16 protein-coding genes are annotated in these 14,863 nt (G+C 73.4%); 12 read left to right on the top strand and 4 right to left on the bottom strand.

Translation table 11 applies throughout. The annotated features are described in order from the left end of the window. On the top strand, positions 1-438 hold a 438-nt coding region (locus MNY60_RS16960), incomplete at its 5' end, for a DUF2400 family protein (protein WP_242361195.1). On the opposite strand, the gene MNY60_RS16955 is transcribed toward MNY60_RS16960, so the two are convergent. Further along, positions 353-1,837 (bottom strand): glycosyltransferase family 39 protein, encoded by a 1,485-nt coding sequence (locus MNY60_RS16955; RefSeq protein WP_242341038.1) that lies wholly within the window; start codon positions 1,835-1,837, stop codon positions 353-355. The genes MNY60_RS16960 and MNY60_RS16955 overlap by 86 nt on opposite strands. Positions 1,838-1,849: 12 nt before the next feature. Further along, complete coding sequence (locus MNY60_RS16950) at positions 1,850-2,734, bottom strand: diadenylate cyclase (protein WP_242341039.1); 885 nt, start codon at positions 2,732-2,734, stop codon at positions 1,850-1,852. 218 nt (positions 2,735-2,952) lie between these two features. On the opposite strand from MNY60_RS16950, the gene MNY60_RS16945 reads away from it, so the two are divergent. Continuing rightward, positions 2,953-3,315 (top strand): TraR/DksA C4-type zinc finger protein, encoded by a 363-nt coding sequence (locus tag MNY60_RS16945; protein ID WP_242341040.1) that lies wholly within the window; start codon positions 2,953-2,955, stop codon positions 3,313-3,315. Positions 3,316-3,482: 167 nt separating this feature from the next. After that, complete coding sequence (locus MNY60_RS16940; RefSeq protein ID WP_242341041.1) at positions 3,483-3,731, top strand: hypothetical protein; 249 nt, start codon at positions 3,483-3,485, stop codon at positions 3,729-3,731. A gap of 37 nt (positions 3,732-3,768) precedes the next feature. Here MNY60_RS16940 and MNY60_RS16935 read toward each other — a convergent pair whose 3' ends face one another. Beyond that, positions 3,769-4,068 carry an MTH1187 family thiamine-binding protein gene (locus MNY60_RS16935; RefSeq protein WP_242341042.1) on the bottom strand — a complete coding sequence of 100 codons (300 nt, stop codon included), beginning with the start codon at positions 4,066-4,068 and terminating at the stop codon, positions 3,769-3,771. Between the two features lie 251 nt (positions 4,069-4,319). On the opposite strand from MNY60_RS16935, the gene MNY60_RS16930 reads away from it, so the two are divergent. The 4 genes from MNY60_RS16930 (at position 4,320) to MNY60_RS16915 (ending at position 8,473) form a co-directional block, all read left to right on the top strand. Then, positions 4,320-6,494 carry a bifunctional (p)ppGpp synthetase/guanosine-3',5'-bis(diphosphate) 3'-pyrophosphohydrolase gene (locus tag MNY60_RS16930; protein WP_242341043.1) on the top strand — a complete coding sequence of 725 codons (2,175 nt, stop codon included), beginning with the start codon at positions 4,320-4,322 and terminating at the stop codon, positions 6,492-6,494. Between the two features lie 70 nt (positions 6,495-6,564). Further along, on the top strand, positions 6,565-6,951 hold the full coding sequence (locus MNY60_RS16925) for a RidA family protein (RefSeq protein ID WP_242355885.1): 387 nt from the start codon (positions 6,565-6,567) through the stop codon (positions 6,949-6,951). 144 nt (positions 6,952-7,095) lie between these two features. Next, positions 7,096-7,929 (top strand): hypothetical protein, encoded by an 834-nt coding sequence (locus tag MNY60_RS16920; RefSeq protein ID WP_242341045.1) that lies wholly within the window; start codon positions 7,096-7,098, stop codon positions 7,927-7,929. A 37-nt stretch (positions 7,930-7,966) separates the two neighbouring features. After that, on the top strand, positions 7,967-8,473 hold the full coding sequence (locus MNY60_RS16915) for a hypothetical protein (RefSeq protein WP_242341046.1): 507 nt from the start codon (positions 7,967-7,969) through the stop codon (positions 8,471-8,473). A gap of 216 nt (positions 8,474-8,689) precedes the next feature. Here MNY60_RS16915 and ablA read toward each other — a convergent pair whose 3' ends face one another. After that, entirely contained in the window at positions 8,690-9,931 is a 1,242-nt protein-coding gene (gene ablA / locus MNY60_RS16910) for a lysine 2,3-aminomutase (protein WP_242341047.1), read from the bottom strand. A gap of 241 nt (positions 9,932-10,172) precedes the next feature. Between ablA and MNY60_RS16905 the strand changes: the two genes are divergently transcribed. The 5 genes from MNY60_RS16905 (at position 10,173) to MNY60_RS16885 (ending at position 14,854) form a co-directional block, all read left to right on the top strand. Further along, positions 10,173-11,366: a KamA family radical SAM protein gene (locus tag MNY60_RS16905; RefSeq protein ID WP_242341048.1), complete on the top strand. Its 1,194-nt coding sequence runs from the start codon at positions 10,173-10,175 to the stop codon at positions 11,364-11,366. After that, on the top strand, positions 11,363-12,028 hold the full coding sequence (locus MNY60_RS16900; RefSeq protein WP_242361193.1) for a DedA family protein: 666 nt from the start codon (positions 11,363-11,365) through the stop codon (positions 12,026-12,028). The genes MNY60_RS16905 and MNY60_RS16900 overlap by 4 nt, the downstream gene beginning before the upstream one ends. After that, the gene (locus MNY60_RS16895; RefSeq protein ID WP_242361191.1) at positions 12,028-12,912 is read left to right on the top strand and encodes a SpoIID/LytB domain-containing protein; all 885 of its coding nucleotides are present in this window, start codon (positions 12,028-12,030) and stop codon (positions 12,910-12,912) included. Before MNY60_RS16900 ends, MNY60_RS16895 begins: the two co-directional genes overlap by 1 nt. A gap of 213 nt (positions 12,913-13,125) precedes the next feature. Beyond that, the gene (gene queA / locus MNY60_RS16890; RefSeq protein WP_242361189.1) at positions 13,126-14,163 is read left to right on the top strand and encodes a tRNA preQ1(34) S-adenosylmethionine ribosyltransferase-isomerase QueA; all 1,038 of its coding nucleotides are present in this window, start codon (positions 13,126-13,128) and stop codon (positions 14,161-14,163) included. Positions 14,164-14,242: 79 nt separating this feature from the next. Continuing rightward, positions 14,243-14,854 carry a PilZ domain-containing protein gene (locus MNY60_RS16885; protein ID WP_242340862.1) on the top strand — a complete coding sequence of 204 codons (612 nt, stop codon included), beginning with the start codon at positions 14,243-14,245 and terminating at the stop codon, positions 14,852-14,854. The last annotated feature ends 9 nt before the right edge of the window (positions 14,855-14,863 follow it).

Below are 14,863 nucleotides of genomic sequence, written 5' to 3'. Positions count from 1 at the left end.
CTCCCGGACGCCGCCGGCCCGGGCGCCTCGAAGCGCTGGAACCTCTACCTGCGCTGGATGGTGCGCGGCCCCGACGCCGTCGACCTCGGGCTGTGGCGCGAGGTCCCGCCCGCCGCGCTCGTCGTGCCGCTCGACACCCACGTGCACCGCGTCGCGCGGGCCCTCGGTCTCACCGCGCGGCCCGACGCGAGCTGGAAAACCGCCGAGGAGATCACCGCCTCGCTCCGGCGCGTCGATCCGGAGGATCCGGTGCGCTACGACTTCGCCCTCTGCCACCTCGGGATGAGCGGGATCTGCCCGGCCCGCCGGGAGGCGCGCCGCTGCGACGCGTGCGCGCTCGCGGCCGGCTGCCTCAGCGCGGCGCGGGCGCGGCGGCCAGCCCCGGCGGCGCGGGCGGCGGCTCGCCGTACCGGCAGCGCCACAGCTCGAAGGTCGTGACGGTGGCGTCGCCGCGCTTCACCTCGAGCGGCGGCAGCGCCACGAGCGGCCGGCACGCCTCGGCGCGGCGCTCGCACGTGTGCTTCTCGCGCGGGTCGAGCACGAGCAGACCCTCGCGACCGGCGAGCGCGGCGGGGTCGAACCAGTAGCGGTACTGCAGGCCGTGGTCGCCCGCGATCTCGGCGGACCAGGTCCGCGGGTGGCCCGGCAGGTAGTACGCGAGCTCGGCCGACACCTTGTAGTTGCACCCCGCCACGAAGGCGTCCGGGCCGAGGCGCGCGCGCTCGGCGTCGACCCGCGCGGCGAGGTCCCGCCAGCCCGCGGAGCCCTCGTCGCGCGCCGGGAACGGCACCGCGGGGAAGACGGGGACGAGGTGCGTGTAGACGCTGCCGGCGAGCGCCAGCGCGATCCCCGCCAACCCGGCGCGGCGCCGCCACCCCCCCGCGAGCGCGAGCGCCGCGGCGGCCGCGAAGGCGGTGGGGTAGACGGGCGCGAGCCAGTTCCCCTTCACCCAGTGGAAAGGGGAGACGAGCGTCGCGAGGCAGAGGAGCGGCGCCGCGAAGATCGCGCACATCCGGAAGGCGGGATCGGCTCGCCGCCGGATCGCCTGGACGACGGCCTCCACCGCGAGCACGAGCAGGACCGGCGTCACGAGCGCCGCCTGCAGCCCCACGTAGCGCGCGACGAGGACCGGGCGCAGGGAGGAGTGCGCGACGCGGGCCTGCGTCTGGAACTCGAAGCTCGCGAGCCCGTGCCGGAGGTTCCAGACGATCACCGGCGCGAACAGCGCGCCGGCGAGCGCGGCCCCCGCCCACGGCCACGGCGTCCGCAGCATGCGCCGGCCGCGCGGGTCGAGGAGGAGCGCGAGCAGGATCTGCGGCAGGAGCAGCGCCCCGGTGTACTTGCCGAGGAGCGCCCACCCGGTCGCCGCGCCCGCGGCGAGCAGCCACGCCGGCCGCTCCTCGTCGAGCGCGCGCAGCGTGAAGTAGAGCGCCATCGCCCAGCCGGAGAGCAGCGGCCCGTCGGGCGTGATGATGACCTGCCCGAGGGCGAAGAGCGGGACGGCGAGTCCGGCGGCGAGCGCGACGAGGGCCACCCGGGCGCCGAAGAGCCGCCGGACGGAGAGCCAGAAGAAGGCGCAGAAGATCGCGGAGTGGAGCGCCGCCGCGAGCCGGATCGCGCGCTCCGAGTCGCCGAGGAGGCCGGTCGTGAGCGCGATCGTCCAGGCGGCGAGGGGAGGGTGATCGAAGTACGACAGGTCGAGCCGCCGCGCCCACTCCCAGTAGTACGCCTCCTGCGGGGAGAGGGCGAGGTGGCCCGCGTAATAGACGTGGAAGAGCGTCGCGGCCGCGCCGAGGAGCAGCGCGGCGAGGGCGGGGCGGCGATCGGGAGCGTGCAAGGCGGCCCTGGGTCAGACGCGGCGAAGCTTCTGGCGCAGCTCGAGGACGATCTCGCCCTCGCGGAAGACGCGGACCGTGCCGCTCGTCTGCGAGACCGTGACCGCGATGGACTTCGACTCGGTCGTGATCGACGCCGCGGCGCTGTGGCGCGCGCCCAGCCCCATCGGCAGCTTCACGTCGCGTGACATGGTGAGCAGGTAGCGTCCCGCCGCCAGCACGACGCCGTCCTCCCGGATGATGAACGCGCCGTCGAGCGCGGAGAACGTCTTGATGGCCTCGCGGATGGGCGGATCGAGCGCGTTCCGCTCCGCCTCGCTGATCCCCTGGAACGGGTTCAGGATGAGCTGGCGGCTCTTCTCCATCACCGCGGTGGAGTCGCCGATGACGACGATCGTGCCGACGGGGTGCCCCTCGTAGCCCTCCGCGCCGATCTCCATCGCGGTGTGGATGAGGCTCTCCACCACCTGCGAGGAGAACCCGGGCGGGAGCCCGAGCGTGTCGACGCGGATCTTCTCCTCCGGGTCCTCCGAGCCGATCTCCACCTTCACGAGCGTGTCGACGACCCGGTCCTCGCCCGGTCCGGCGAGGGCGAGGATGGTGTCGCCGTCGCGAACGACGCCCGCGGCCTGGGCGGCGACGACCGCCACCTTGATCTTCTCGATGCGCGTGTAGTCGTAGGGCGGGATGAGCACCGCCATGTACTTGCGGGCCTTCAGCTGGTCGGCGATCCCCTCGCTCGTCACGGCGTAGACGAGCTTGCGCTTGATCGGGCGGCCGCGGATCTCGTTCGGCGAGATGGGGTGGTCGGAGATGAGCAGCAGGCGATCCACCTCGGATCGCGCGGTGAGCGCGAGCGCGCCGCGCAGGAACTCGCGGTCGAACTTCCCGTCGGACATGGCGCTTGAGCATGTTCCGGCGGCGGACCCGAGTAAAGCTTCCGCGCGATTCTCCCGAGGCCCGCGCGCCGCGGCCGCCGGGGCGATCGCCGCGGAGCGCGCGCCGCGCGAGGGCCCGCTGCGCGGCTGGGCACGGCTTGACAGCCCCGGGGGCGCAGACTAGTTTCTCCGCTCTTTTCGGTCGGGCCCCCGGGGGGGCGCGTCAGCGAGGAGGTCGCTTGAACAAGAAGGACCTGAAGAAGTTCAAGACGATGCTCGAGGAGTCCAAGCGGCAGCTTTTGCTCTCCGCGAAGAAGACGCTCACGGAAGAGGCGAGCTTCGACACCGACGATCTCCCCGACGAGATCGACCTCGCGTCGAGCGAGTACACGCAGTCGATGATCTTCCGCCTGCGGGATCGCGAGAAGTTCCTCCTCGCCAAGATCGACAAGGCGCTCGCCCGCATCGAGAACGGCACCTTCGGCATCTGCGAGCGGTGCGAGGAGGAGATCTCCGCGAAGCGCCTCGAGGCGCGGCCGGTGACGACCCTCTGCATCCGCTGCAAGGAAGAGCAGGAGCAGAAGGAGAAGTCGTTCGGGTAGCGCGCCCGCCTACGGCGGACGATCACCCCGCGGCCGGGCCGAGCGCCCGGCCGCTCGCGTTTCGGGGAGCTTCTCGCGATGACCGACCGGCGCGCGCCGCGTGTTGCTCCGCCTGGTCGCGACGGACGCGCGCCGCCGCTCGCTCGCCGCCGCGCTAGGATCGCTCGATGACCGCCCCCGCCCGGCCGCAGCGCCGCTCCCGCCGCGCGTTCTGGCTGTTCGCCGTAGCCATGGCCTTGGCCGTCCTCGGCGGCGGGACGATCGTCCTGCTCAACCGCCGCTCCGTCCGCGAGTACCAGGCCGATCAGGAGCGGGCGGCGGCCGAGCGCGCCCCCGCGATCGACCCGCGCGCCGGCGCGAAGCCGGACGACCGGGCCGCCGCCGCGCCGGGCCGGAGCGCGGAGGGAGCCCGCTGAACGGCCCGGTCGCCTCTCTCGAATCGCGCCCGGTCGCTCAGCGGAGCTTCTCCGCGACCGACCGCATCTTCCCGGCGATCGTGTGCTCCTTGTCGCGGCGGTCGTCGATCTTCACGAGCGTCGACACGCGGACGGCACCCTCCGTGAAGGGGTGCTCGTGCATCCGGCGCACGACCGCGAGGATCTCGTCGAGGTCGCCCTCGATGATCGTCCCCATGGCGGTGAGCTCGTGCGTGAGCGTGGTGCCGCGGAGGATGCGCTCCACGCCCGCGACGTAGCGCGACACGCTCGGCGTCCCCGTGCCGAGCGGCGTGATGCTGACGAAGACGACCGCCATCTCGATCCTCCCGGCGCCCCGGGACGGAGGCGCGTGATGGCGTCTCGGAGCCCGGCGAGGCGCGTGCTGCCACGTTAGCCGCGCCCCCGCCCGCGCTCAAATCGCCTGGCCCCTGGCAGCCGGGCAGGGCCCCCGGCGTCGCGGCGGACCTGGCGCCGCCTGCTGCGCCGCGTTACGGAAAGGAGACGAGTGGGGGGCGTATCCCGGGCTTGCCGCGCCCGGGCTCGACCCGATACGCTCGAACGATCCGTGTGCTGCGCCTCAACGACATCCTGGACCGGGTAGGTGGGTACCACCCGGACCCCGATCTGGACCTGATCAAGAAGGCGTACGTCTACTCCGCCAAGGTCCACCAGGGGCAGATCCGCAAGTCCGGTGAGCCGTACCTCATCCACCCCCTGGAGGTGGCAGGGCTCCTCGCCGAGCTGAAGCTCGACGAGTCGTCGGTCGTGACCGGGCTCCTCCACGACACGATCGAGGACACGCTCGCCACCAAGGAGGAGATCGCGGAGCTGTTCGGGCCCGAGATCGCGGACCTCGTCGACGGGGTGACGAAGCTCTCGCAGTTCAGCGCCGCGAACACCCAGGAGGAGAAGCAGGCCGAGAACTTCCGCAAGATGGTCGTCGCGATGGCGAAGGACATCCGCGTCCTGCTCGTCAAGCTCGCCGATCGCACCCACAACATGCGGACGCTCGATCACATGAAGCCCGAGTCGCAGGAGCGGATCGCGCGCGAGACCCTCGACATCTACGCGCCCCTCGCGAACCGGCTCGGGATCCAGTGGCTGAAGAGCGAGCTCGAGGACCTCTCCTTCAAGTACCTCCGCCCAGAGGACTACGCCGAGCTGTCGTCGCGCGTCGAGGCGGAGGCGAAGGAGAAGCAGCAGTTCGTGCAGGAGGTCGTCGAGGTCATCCGCGGGCGCCTCACCGACGCGGGGATCTCCGTCCAGGTCTCGGGCCGCGTGAAGCACGTCTACTCGATCTGGCGCAAGATGCGTCAGCTCGACGTCGACTTCGACCACATCCTGGACGTCGTGGGCTTCCGCGTGATCGTCGACACCGTCGCGGAGTGCTACGAGTCGCTGGGGATCATCCACTCCTTGTGGAAGCCGGTGCCCGGCCGCTTCAAGGACTACATCGCCATCCCGAAGCCCAACCTCTACCAGTCGCTCCACACCACGGTGGTCGGGCCGCGCGGCGAGCGCATCGAGGTGCAGATCCGCACCAAGGAGATGCACCGCATCGCCGAGGAGGGCGTCGCGGCGCACTGGGCGTACAAGGAGAAGGGGCGCGACGGGAAGGGCGCCGAGCTCTCGAAGAAGGACGCCGAGAGCTTCGGCTGGCTGCGGCAGCTCGTCGAGTGGCAGCGCGAGCTCGCCGATCCGCGCGAGTTCCTCGAGACGGTGAAGGTGGACCTCTTCTCGGACGAGGTCTTCGTGTTCACGCCGAAGGGGGCGGTGAAGAGCCTGCCGCGCGGGGCGACGCCGGTGGACTTCGCCTACACGATCCACTCCGAGGTCGGCGAGCACACCGTCGGCGCGAAGGTGAACGGCAAGCTCGTCCCCCTGCGCTACGCGCTGAAGAACGGCGACACGGTCGAGATCCTCACCTCGCCGAACGCGCACCCGTCGAAGGACTGGCTCAGCTTCGTCAAGACGAGCCGCGCGCAGGCCCGCATCCGCCAGTTCATCCGCCAGGCCGAGCACCGCCGCTCGCTCGAGATCGGGCGCGACGTCGCGGAGCGCGAGTTCCGCCGCTTCGGCCTCAGCCTCGCCAAGGCCCAGAAGGGCGGCGATCTCGAGAAGGCGGCGCAGGCCCTCGGCTACCGCGCCCCCGACGACCTCCTGGCGGCCATCGGCTACGGCAAGGTCGCTCCGGCGCAGGTGCTCCAGCAGCTCCTCCCCGCCGACAAGCTCGCCGAGCCCACGCCCGCGGAGCCGTCGCCGACCTCGCGCCTCACCGAGATCTTCCGCAAGGTCGCGCGCCGCCCGGCGGGGGGCGTCCGCATCAACGGCATCGACGACGTGCTCGTCCGCTACGGCCGGTGCTGCAACCCGGTGCCCGGCGACGCCATCGTCGGCTTCATCACCCGCGGCCGGGGCGTGACGGTCCACACCGTCGCGTGCGACAAGGTCCTGGGGATCGACCCGGAGCGGCGCGTGGACGTCGCCTGGGACGTGAAGGGCGACTTCAAGCGGCAGATCTCGATCCGGGTCATCACGAGCGACCGCCCCGGCATCCTCGCGCGGATCTCGCAGACGTTCAGCGAGGCCGGCCTGAACATCTCGCAGGCGAGCTGCCGCACGACGCCGGGCGAGCGCGCCGTGAACGACTTCGAGGTCACGGTCGGTGACCTGAAGCAGCTCAAGTCCGTCATCCGGACGCTCGAGCGGATCGAGGGCGTCCAGTCCGTCGAGCGCGTCTGATCGCGCCCCGGCCGCCGCCGCGCGAGAAGCCACCGTTGAACGCTCGGGCCGAGGCCGCTACGGTAGCGGCATGAAGCGGATCCTCTCCACCCCGGCCGCGCCCCAGGCGATCGGCCCCTACAGCCAGGCCGTCGAGGCGCGCGGCGGGCGCACGCTGTTCCTCTCCGGGCAGATCCCGCTCGACCCCGCCACCGGCGAGCTCGTGGCCGGGGACATCGACGCGCAGACGACGCGCGTGATGGAGAACCTGCGCGCCGTGCTCGCCGCGGGAGGCGCCGGGTTCGAGCACGTCGTCCGCACCACCATCTTCCTCGCGGACCTCGGCGACTTCGCCCGGGTGAACGCGGCGTACGGCCGGTACTTCCCGGGCGAGCCGCCGGCGCGCGCGACCGTGCAGGTCGCGGCGCTCCCCCGCGGCGCGCGCGTCGAGATCGACGCGATCGCCGTGGTCGAGTAGCGGCCCTCGAAGGTCCGCCCGGCGTCCTCCAGGTCCGCGAAGGCGCCGCCCGGGCCGCGGGGGCGCACGTGATGTCGAGCGCTTGGGCGCGGCACGCCCTTCGCGATCCGGACGATCCATTCGTCGGACCGCGAGGGCCACCGCATGTCCCGCATCGAGTCGAGCAGCACGCCGCACGTCGTCCTCCCTCCGCGCGAGCCCCACGGAGCGCGCGACCTGCTGTGGAGCGGGTTTCGGCCCTCGTACTCGCTCTGCGGCCGGAGCCCCGAGCAGCGCGCGGCCGTGCACCGGGCGAACGTCGCGCTCCGCCGCCTCGATCTCGCGGACTTCGAGCGGTTCCTCGGCGAGTGGGTGGCGTCGGCGAAGGCGTGCCGCACCCTCGACGAGCTCGCGGCGCACCCCCGCGTGATCGACCCCGTCCGCGAGCTCCAGCCGTGGGAGCCGGGCGCGGTGACCGCGGAGAACCAGGATCTCGCCGCGATCCACGGTCGGTTCCGGCACGCGCTCGCGGAGGCGCTCGGAGCGGTCGAGCGCCACCGCGCCCGCCTCGAGCGCCGCCCCGCGCCGCTCGAGGTGAGCGCGGAGGGGGCCGTCGGGCTGGAGCTCGACGTGGGCGCGCTCCGCATCGGCGCGCAGGCGTCGTTGCGCGAGCGGGCGGTGACCGCGAGCCTCGGCGCGCGGCGCGTCGCGGTCCGCTGCGCGCTCGACGAGGCGGGCCGGCCGGGCTGCGTCGTGAAGACGCCCGTGCTGACCGCGGCGAGAGACCGCCTCGAGCTCCCGGAGCTCCGGCACGGCGTCGTATCCGGCGGCGCCCGCCGCGACGGGTTCACGGTTCAGGTCGGACCCTCCGCGCGCCTCGGCTCGGACCGGCTCCACCTGCGAGCGCGGGCGGAGCTCGGCGTCCGGGTCCAGCTCCTCGACGTCGAGACCGCACGCCGCGCGCTGTCGAACGAGGACTTCTGGACGAAGAAGCGCTGAACGCCTCTACCCCCCCCGCAACACAAGGAGAGCCCACATGCCGCGCCACGTTCCGCTCGCCCTCGCCGTCGCACTCGCCCTGCTCGCCGCCGCCTGCGCTCCCGACGCTCACGGCGACCTGCGCGCCCGGGTTCGGCTCCAGCCCGCAGGGGCCCCCGGGCGCATGACCTTCGAAGGCGTCGGCGTCGGTACGGGGCTCGAGGAGGCGCAGGCCGTCTTCGGCGGCCCGCTCGCGTTTCCCTGGGACGGGACCCACCTCGCGCGGGAGCTCGCGAGCGACTTCGGGACGAGGCTCGACGTCCTGTACGGCGTGAAGCGCGACGGCTCGGGAACGATCTCCGGCCTCACGCTCGACTACACGGGGAACCCCCTCGCCATCGCCAGGCTCGACGCTCGCTGGCGCGAGGTGCTCTCGGCGATCCCGGGCGCGTGCGAGGAGGCGGGCTGCCAGTGGAACGACGAGGACGGCCGGATGATCGCGCTCGTCACGAAGCTCACCCGCTGGGCCGGCAGCTCCCAGCTGACGGTCACGATCGAGCAGTGACGCCGGCCCGCGCTCGCACGCGTCGAGACCTCACCCGCAGCCGTGCCCCATCCGCAGGCCCGGGATCGCGTGAACGCGGAGAGACGTTCCGCAGGCGCACGAGCCCGGAGCCGAGACGGGGAAGCGCAGCGACGCCCGGCGAGGCGTACTGCCTCCGTACGCCGCAGCCGGAAGGAGCGAGCACCCCCGTCGCAGGCCCGGGATCGTGCGCCGTACCTAAGGCTCCAGGTACTCGTACTCCTTCCCGGCATAGTTTCTCAGGACCCAGCGCTTCCCCTCGTGCGAGACCACGTAGTTCGGGTTCACGGGGATCTTGCCGCCGCCCTGGGGCGCGTCGACGACGAAGTGCGGCACGGCGAGGCCGGAGGTGTGGCCGCGCAGGTGCTCGATGATGCGGATGCCGGTCTCGACGGGCGTGCGGAAGTGGCTGATGCCCTTCGAGAGATCGCACTGGTAGATGTAGTAGGGCCGGATCCGCATGAGCAGGAGCTTGTGGTTCAGCTCCTTCACGGTCTCGGGCTCGTCGTTGACGCCCTTCAGGAGCACCATCTGGTTGCCGATGACGCACCCGGCATCCGCGAGCCGCCGCGCCGCCTCGAAGGCCTCGGCGGTGCACTCCTTCGGATGGTTGAAGTGCGTGTTCACGTAGACCGGGTGGTGACGGCGCAGCATGTGGACGAAGTCGTCCGTCACGCGCTGCGGGAGGGTGACGAGGTTGCGGGTGCCGAGCCGGAAGATCTCGACGTGCGGGATCGCCCGCAGCCGGCCGAGGATGTAGTCGAGCCGGTCGTCCGAGAGCGAGAGCGGGTCGCCGCCGGAGATCACCACGTCGCGGATCTCCGGGTGCGCCGCGATGTACGCGAGCGACTCCTCGATCTGGCGCTTCGCGGCCGCGGTCGTCGGATCCGACACCTTGCGCTTGCGCGTGCAGTGGCGGCAGTAAACCGGGCAGTTGTGCGTCGTGTAGAAGAGGACGCGGTCCGGGTAGCGGTGCGTGATGCCGGGCACCGGCATGTCCCGCTCCTCGGCGAGCGGGTCCTCGAGGTCGGCGGGCGCGATGGTCAGCTCGCCCAGGGTCGGGACCGACTGCAGCCGGATCGGGCAGCTCGGGTCGTCGGGATCCATGAGCGCCGCGTAGTACGGCGTGATCCCCATGTGGAACTCGGCGTCCGTCTCGACGACCGCGCGGCGCTCCTCGTCCGTGAGGTGGATCACCTTCTCGAGCTGCTCGAGCCGGGTGATCCGCTCGCGCTGCTGCCAGTGCCAGTCGTTCCAGAGCGTCTCGGGGACGTCCTTCCAGATGGAGCGCGGGCCGGGCGCGAAGCGCGCGCGGACGCTCGGGACGGGTCGGATCCCGTCGTCGATCGCCGAGCCGGCCGGGCGGGGTTCGCCGTTCGCGCGCTCCGGAGGAAGGGCGCCGACGTCCCCGTGGTCGCTCGTCACAGGAAGATTCGCCATGTCGTCTCGCTCCACAGGGGGCCCTCTGCGAGGGCCGCGCGTCTCCTTTAACACCGACGCGCCGCCATGACACGGCCCGTCGCCCCACCGACCGGGGTGGGTCCCGCCGTGCAGGCCGAGCGGCAGCAGGCAGGCGAGGCGGCGCTCCGGGGCCAGGCGTCGTTTGACCGCTGCGTCGCGGGCGGGTAGCTTCCGCGCCCCGCCGGGCGTTCCCCGTGGCGACGGCCCGAGCGGTGATCCCATGGACTTTCGAGCCCGATTCCCCGACGTCTCCGAGAGCGACTGGCGCGACTGGCGCTGGCAGCACCGGAACGCGCTGCGCACCGCCGAGGACCTCGGCCGCCTCGTCGCCCTCACCGACGACGAGCGCGCGGGCCTCGCGCACGCGCGAGGGCGGACGCGCGTCGCGGTGACGCCGTACTACGCGTCGCTCATGGACCCCGTCCACGGGAGCTGTCCGATCCGGATGCAGTCCATCCCGCTCCCCGGCGAGGCGACGCAGGCGCCCGGGGACCTGCGCGATCCCATCGGCGAGGACGCGCACCGGCCCGCGCGCGCGATCGTCCACAAGTACCGGGATCGCGTCCTCTTCCTCGCCGTCGATCGCTGCTCGGTCTACTGCCGTCACTGCACGCGCCGGCGGATCACGTTCGGCGCCGACGCGGGGTTCGACCGCGACGCGATCGAGGAGGGGCTCGCGTACGTGCGGGCACACCGCGAGGTGCGGGACGTGATCGTCTCGGGCGGCGATCCGCTCGTGCTCTCCGACGAGCGGCTCGACGCGCTGCTCGCGGGCCTCCGCGCCATCCCGCACGTCCAGCTCCTCCGCGTCGCGACGCGCGCGCCGGTGACCTGCCCGATGCGCGTGACGCCCGCGCTCGCCGCGCTCCTGCGCCGCCACGCGCCGCTCTTCGTCGTCACGCACTTCAACCACCCCGTCGAGGTCACGCCGGACGCGCGCGCCGCGTGCGAGGCCCTGGTCGATCACGGGGTGCCGGTGGAGAACCAGTCCGTGCTCCTGCGCGGCGTGAACTCGTCGGCCCGGCTCCTCACCGATCTCAACGAGCGGCTCCTCGCGAGCAGGGTCCGCCCTTACTACCTCCACCAGGGCGATCTCGCGGAGGGGACGGCGCACCTGCGCACGCCGCTCGAGGCCGGGGTCGCGATCCTGGAGCAGATGCGGGGGCGGACGAGCGGCCTCGCGATCCCGCACCTGGCCGTCGATCTCCCGGGGGGCGGCGGGAAGGTCACGCTCTCGCCAGATTACGTGCTGGGGCCGGGCGAGGAGGGCGCGCCGGGGCACTGGCTCCGGAGCTTTCGCGGCGCGCGCCACTTCTACCCGGCGCCTCCCGCGGCGGATTGCACCTGCGGGCACGAGGCGGTCTACTATGCCCGCGAGCCTGCCGAGCCGCCCGCGGGCGAAGGGGACGCATGATCCAGTCGGTCGTCGCCAAGCTCGCGGTCTTCACCATCGCCGTCGTCGGCTACCTCGGCTACGGCGGGGTCGTCCTGCTCATGGCGATCGAGAGCGCCTGCATCCCGCTCCCGTCCGAGATCATCATGCCGCTCGCCGGGTACCACGTGTACCTCGGCAACTTCACGCTGCACGGGGCGGCGCTCGCGGGCGCGATCGGCTGCGTCGTGGGCTCCGTCCCGGCCTACTACCTCGGCCTGTACGGGGGCCGCCCGCTCATCGAGCGGTACGGCCGGTACGTGCTCGTGTCGCACCACGATCTCGACGTGGCGGATCGCCTCTTCCGAAGGTGGGGTCAGTGGGTCGTGTTCGCCGCCCGCCTGCTCCCCGTCGTCCGCACGTTCATCGCGTTCCCGGCGGGCGTGTCGCGGATGCCGATGGGGAAGTTCATCGCCTTCACCTTCGCGGGCTCGTACCCCTGGTGCCTCGCGCTCGCGTGGGTCGGGGCGAAGCTCGGCGACAAGTGGGACAGCGACCCGCGCATGAAGGCCGTCTACCACCGGTTCGAGCTCGTCATCGTGGCCGCCGGCGTCGCGGCGGTGATCTTCTACGTCTGGCACAAGGTCCGCGCGTCGCGGCGCGACCGGGCGGCGACCGTCGCGGGCGCGCCGGACGAGGGGTGATGGCGCCCGCCGCCCTCGGGGTGGCGCCGATCCGGGCCGCGCTCGCGCTCCTCCTCGTCTCCGCCGCGCCCGCGCAGGCGGAGGAGCTCATCCGCGTGCGCGTCTCGGAGCGGCCGGAGCGCATCGAGGAGGTCCGGCTCGAGGACTACGTCGCGGGCGTGGTGTCGGGCGAGATGCCGGTGAGCTTCCCCGGCGAGGCCCTGAAGGCGCAGGCGGTCGCGGCCCGGAGCTACGCCCTCACGCGCAAGATCGAGGCGCAGGCCGCGAACCGGCGCTGGGACATCGCGACGGGCGTGCTCGCCCAGGTCTACCGGCACGGCGCGGCGAGCCCCGCGGCGCGGGCGGCGGCCGAGGCCACGGCGGGCGAGGTGCTCGTCTCGGGGATGGAGCCCGTGGAGGCGTACTTCCACGCGTCGTGCGGCGGCACGACCGAGGCGGGCCTGCCCGCGCTCGGGCGCGACCTGCCCTACCTCGCCTCGGTCGCGTGCGGGCGCTGCGACCGCGCGCCGGGGGTGCGCTGGTCGGCGCGGATCGACGCGCGCGCGCTCGGCGCCGCCGCGGGCCTGCGCGGCGCGGCGACCGAGGCGCGCGTCTCGACGCGGACGGCGAGCGGCCGCGCGGAGCGGGTCGAGATCTCCGCAGGAGGGCGGCGCGCGACCGTGCTCGCCACCGACCTGCGCCAGCGGCTCGGCTACGCCCGCCTGCCCTCGCTCGCGTTCGACCTGCGCTCCGAGCGCGGGGCGTTCGTCTTCGACGGCCGCGGGCAGGGGCACGGCGCCGGCCTCTGCCAGTGGGGCGCGGCCGGGCTCGCGCGCGAGGGGAAGGGCTACCGCGAGATCCTCCTCCACTACTATCCGGGCGCGGACGTGGCGCGGATGTATTGAGGACATGATCTCGGATACGAAACGCGGGGGCGGAGCCCCCGAGCTCCGCGGGAGGGCCCCCGCGCGAAGCGCGGGAGGGGCGAAGCCCCTCCGGCGGGGAACCTGCGCGTCCCCGCGAACGCGGGCGCGCAGGTTCACGGGCCCCGCCGAGCGGGGGTGGGGCCCCGGCGAGCGTCGCGCGGCGGGGCGGGGGACGCAGTCCCCCGGCAAAAGATGAAACTCTCGGACTTCGACTACGATCTGCCCGAGGCGCTCGTAGCGCAGGAGCCGGCAGAGCCGCGTGACGCCTCGCGCCTGCTCGTCGTCCCGCCGGACGGCCCGCTCCGGCACCGCGGCTTCGCGGAGCTCCCGGCGCTGCTCGCCCCCGGCGATCTCCTCGTCTTCAACGACACGAAGGTCATCCCGGCGCGGCTCGTCGGGACGAAGCCGACCGGCGGCAAGGTGGAGCTGCTCCTGTGCGAGCCGCTCGCGGGCGGGCTCGGCCGGCGCTGGCGCGCGATGGGGCAGGCCTCGAAGCCGATCCGCGAGGGGACCACGCTCGCGTTCGGCGAGCTGGAGGCGCGCGTCGAGGCGAGCGAGGGCGAGGGCTTCTACGTCGTGACGCTCGACCGCGAGGGCGAGGCGCTCGAGGCGGCGCTCGCGCGCGCGGGCCGGATCCCCCTGCCGCCGTACATCCGGCGCGCGCCCTCCGAGGCGGACCGCGAGCGGTACCAGACGATCTGGGCGCGCGCCCCCGGCAGCGCGGCCGCGCCGACGGCGGGCCTCCACTTCACCGAGGCGGTCCTCGCCGCGCTCGAGGCGCGCGGCGTCGCGCGCACGGCCGTCACGCTCCACGTCGGCCCCGGGACGTTCCTGCCGGTCCGCGGCGACTCCATCGAAGGCCACCGGATGCACGCGGAGCAGTACGAGGTCCGGCCGGAGGCCGCCGCCGCCATCGCGGCCTGCCGGGCGCGCGGCGGCCGGATCGTCGCCGTCGGGACCACCTCGGTGCGCACGCTCGAGAGCGCCTGGCGTGACGGCGCCGTCGCGGCGGGCTCCAGACGCACCACGCTCTTCATCCGTCCCGGCCATCGGTTCCGCGCGGTCGACGCGCTCGTCACGAACTTCCACCTGCCGCGCTCGACCCTGCTCATGCTGGTGTGTGCGTTCGGCGGCGCCGAGCGGGTCCTCGCCGCCTACCGTGAGGCGGTCGCGCGCCGATATCGGTTCTTCAGCTACGGCGACGCCATGCTCCTCTCGCGGCCGTCTTGACGGAGCGTCCGCCCAGGTCCGCCCGTGCTATAGGATCTCGAACGGCGTCGAAAGGAGCGGGGGGCCGGGATTGCACAGCGTGTCGGTGAGCCTCGAGCCGGCCCAGTTCCTCGCTGGGTTCCGGCCCGAGAACGGCAGCCTGTTCGTGCCCGCGCTCTCGGAGTCGCGCGTGGGCGACGAGGTCGCCCTGCGCGTCGGCATCTACGGCCAGACCATCCGCGCCACCCTCTTCGGCCGGGTCTCCCTCGTGCGGCGCGTCGGGCGGCCGGCGCTGCCTCCCGGCGTCGAGCTCCAGCTCGATCGCGGCAGCCTCGCCGCCGCCGGGTTCCTGGCCGCCGCCGCGCGCGGTGAGCCGGTGAGCTTCCGCGAGCGGGCGCCGCGCTACGTGCTGGCACGGCGGATCGTCGTCGAGCACGGCGGCAACCTCTTCGAGACCGCGACCGTGAACGTGGCCGAGGGCGGCTGCGCGATGCGCTGGCCGGGCGCGCTCCCCCTCGTCGGGGAGGAGGTCGCGCTGAAGCTGCGGTCCGGGCTCTTCCCGCCGACGGCGCGGGCGATCGTCTGCTGGAACCAGGCCGGCGGCGCGGGTGAGCGGACGGTGGGGCTGCGCGTCGTGGTCCAGGGGCGGGCGGGGCGTGCCTGGAGGGCGCTCGTCGCGGACGTGGCGAGGGGCGGGGCGCGCGCGGCTTGACAGGCGGCG

Source organism: Anaeromyxobacter sp. SG17 (assembly GCF_022690695.1).
GTDB lineage: Bacteria > Myxococcota > Myxococcia > Myxococcales > Anaeromyxobacteraceae > Anaeromyxobacter > Anaeromyxobacter soli.
The sequence above is the reverse complement of the archived record's forward strand: the minus strand, read 5'-3'. Positions and strand labels throughout refer to the sequence as shown.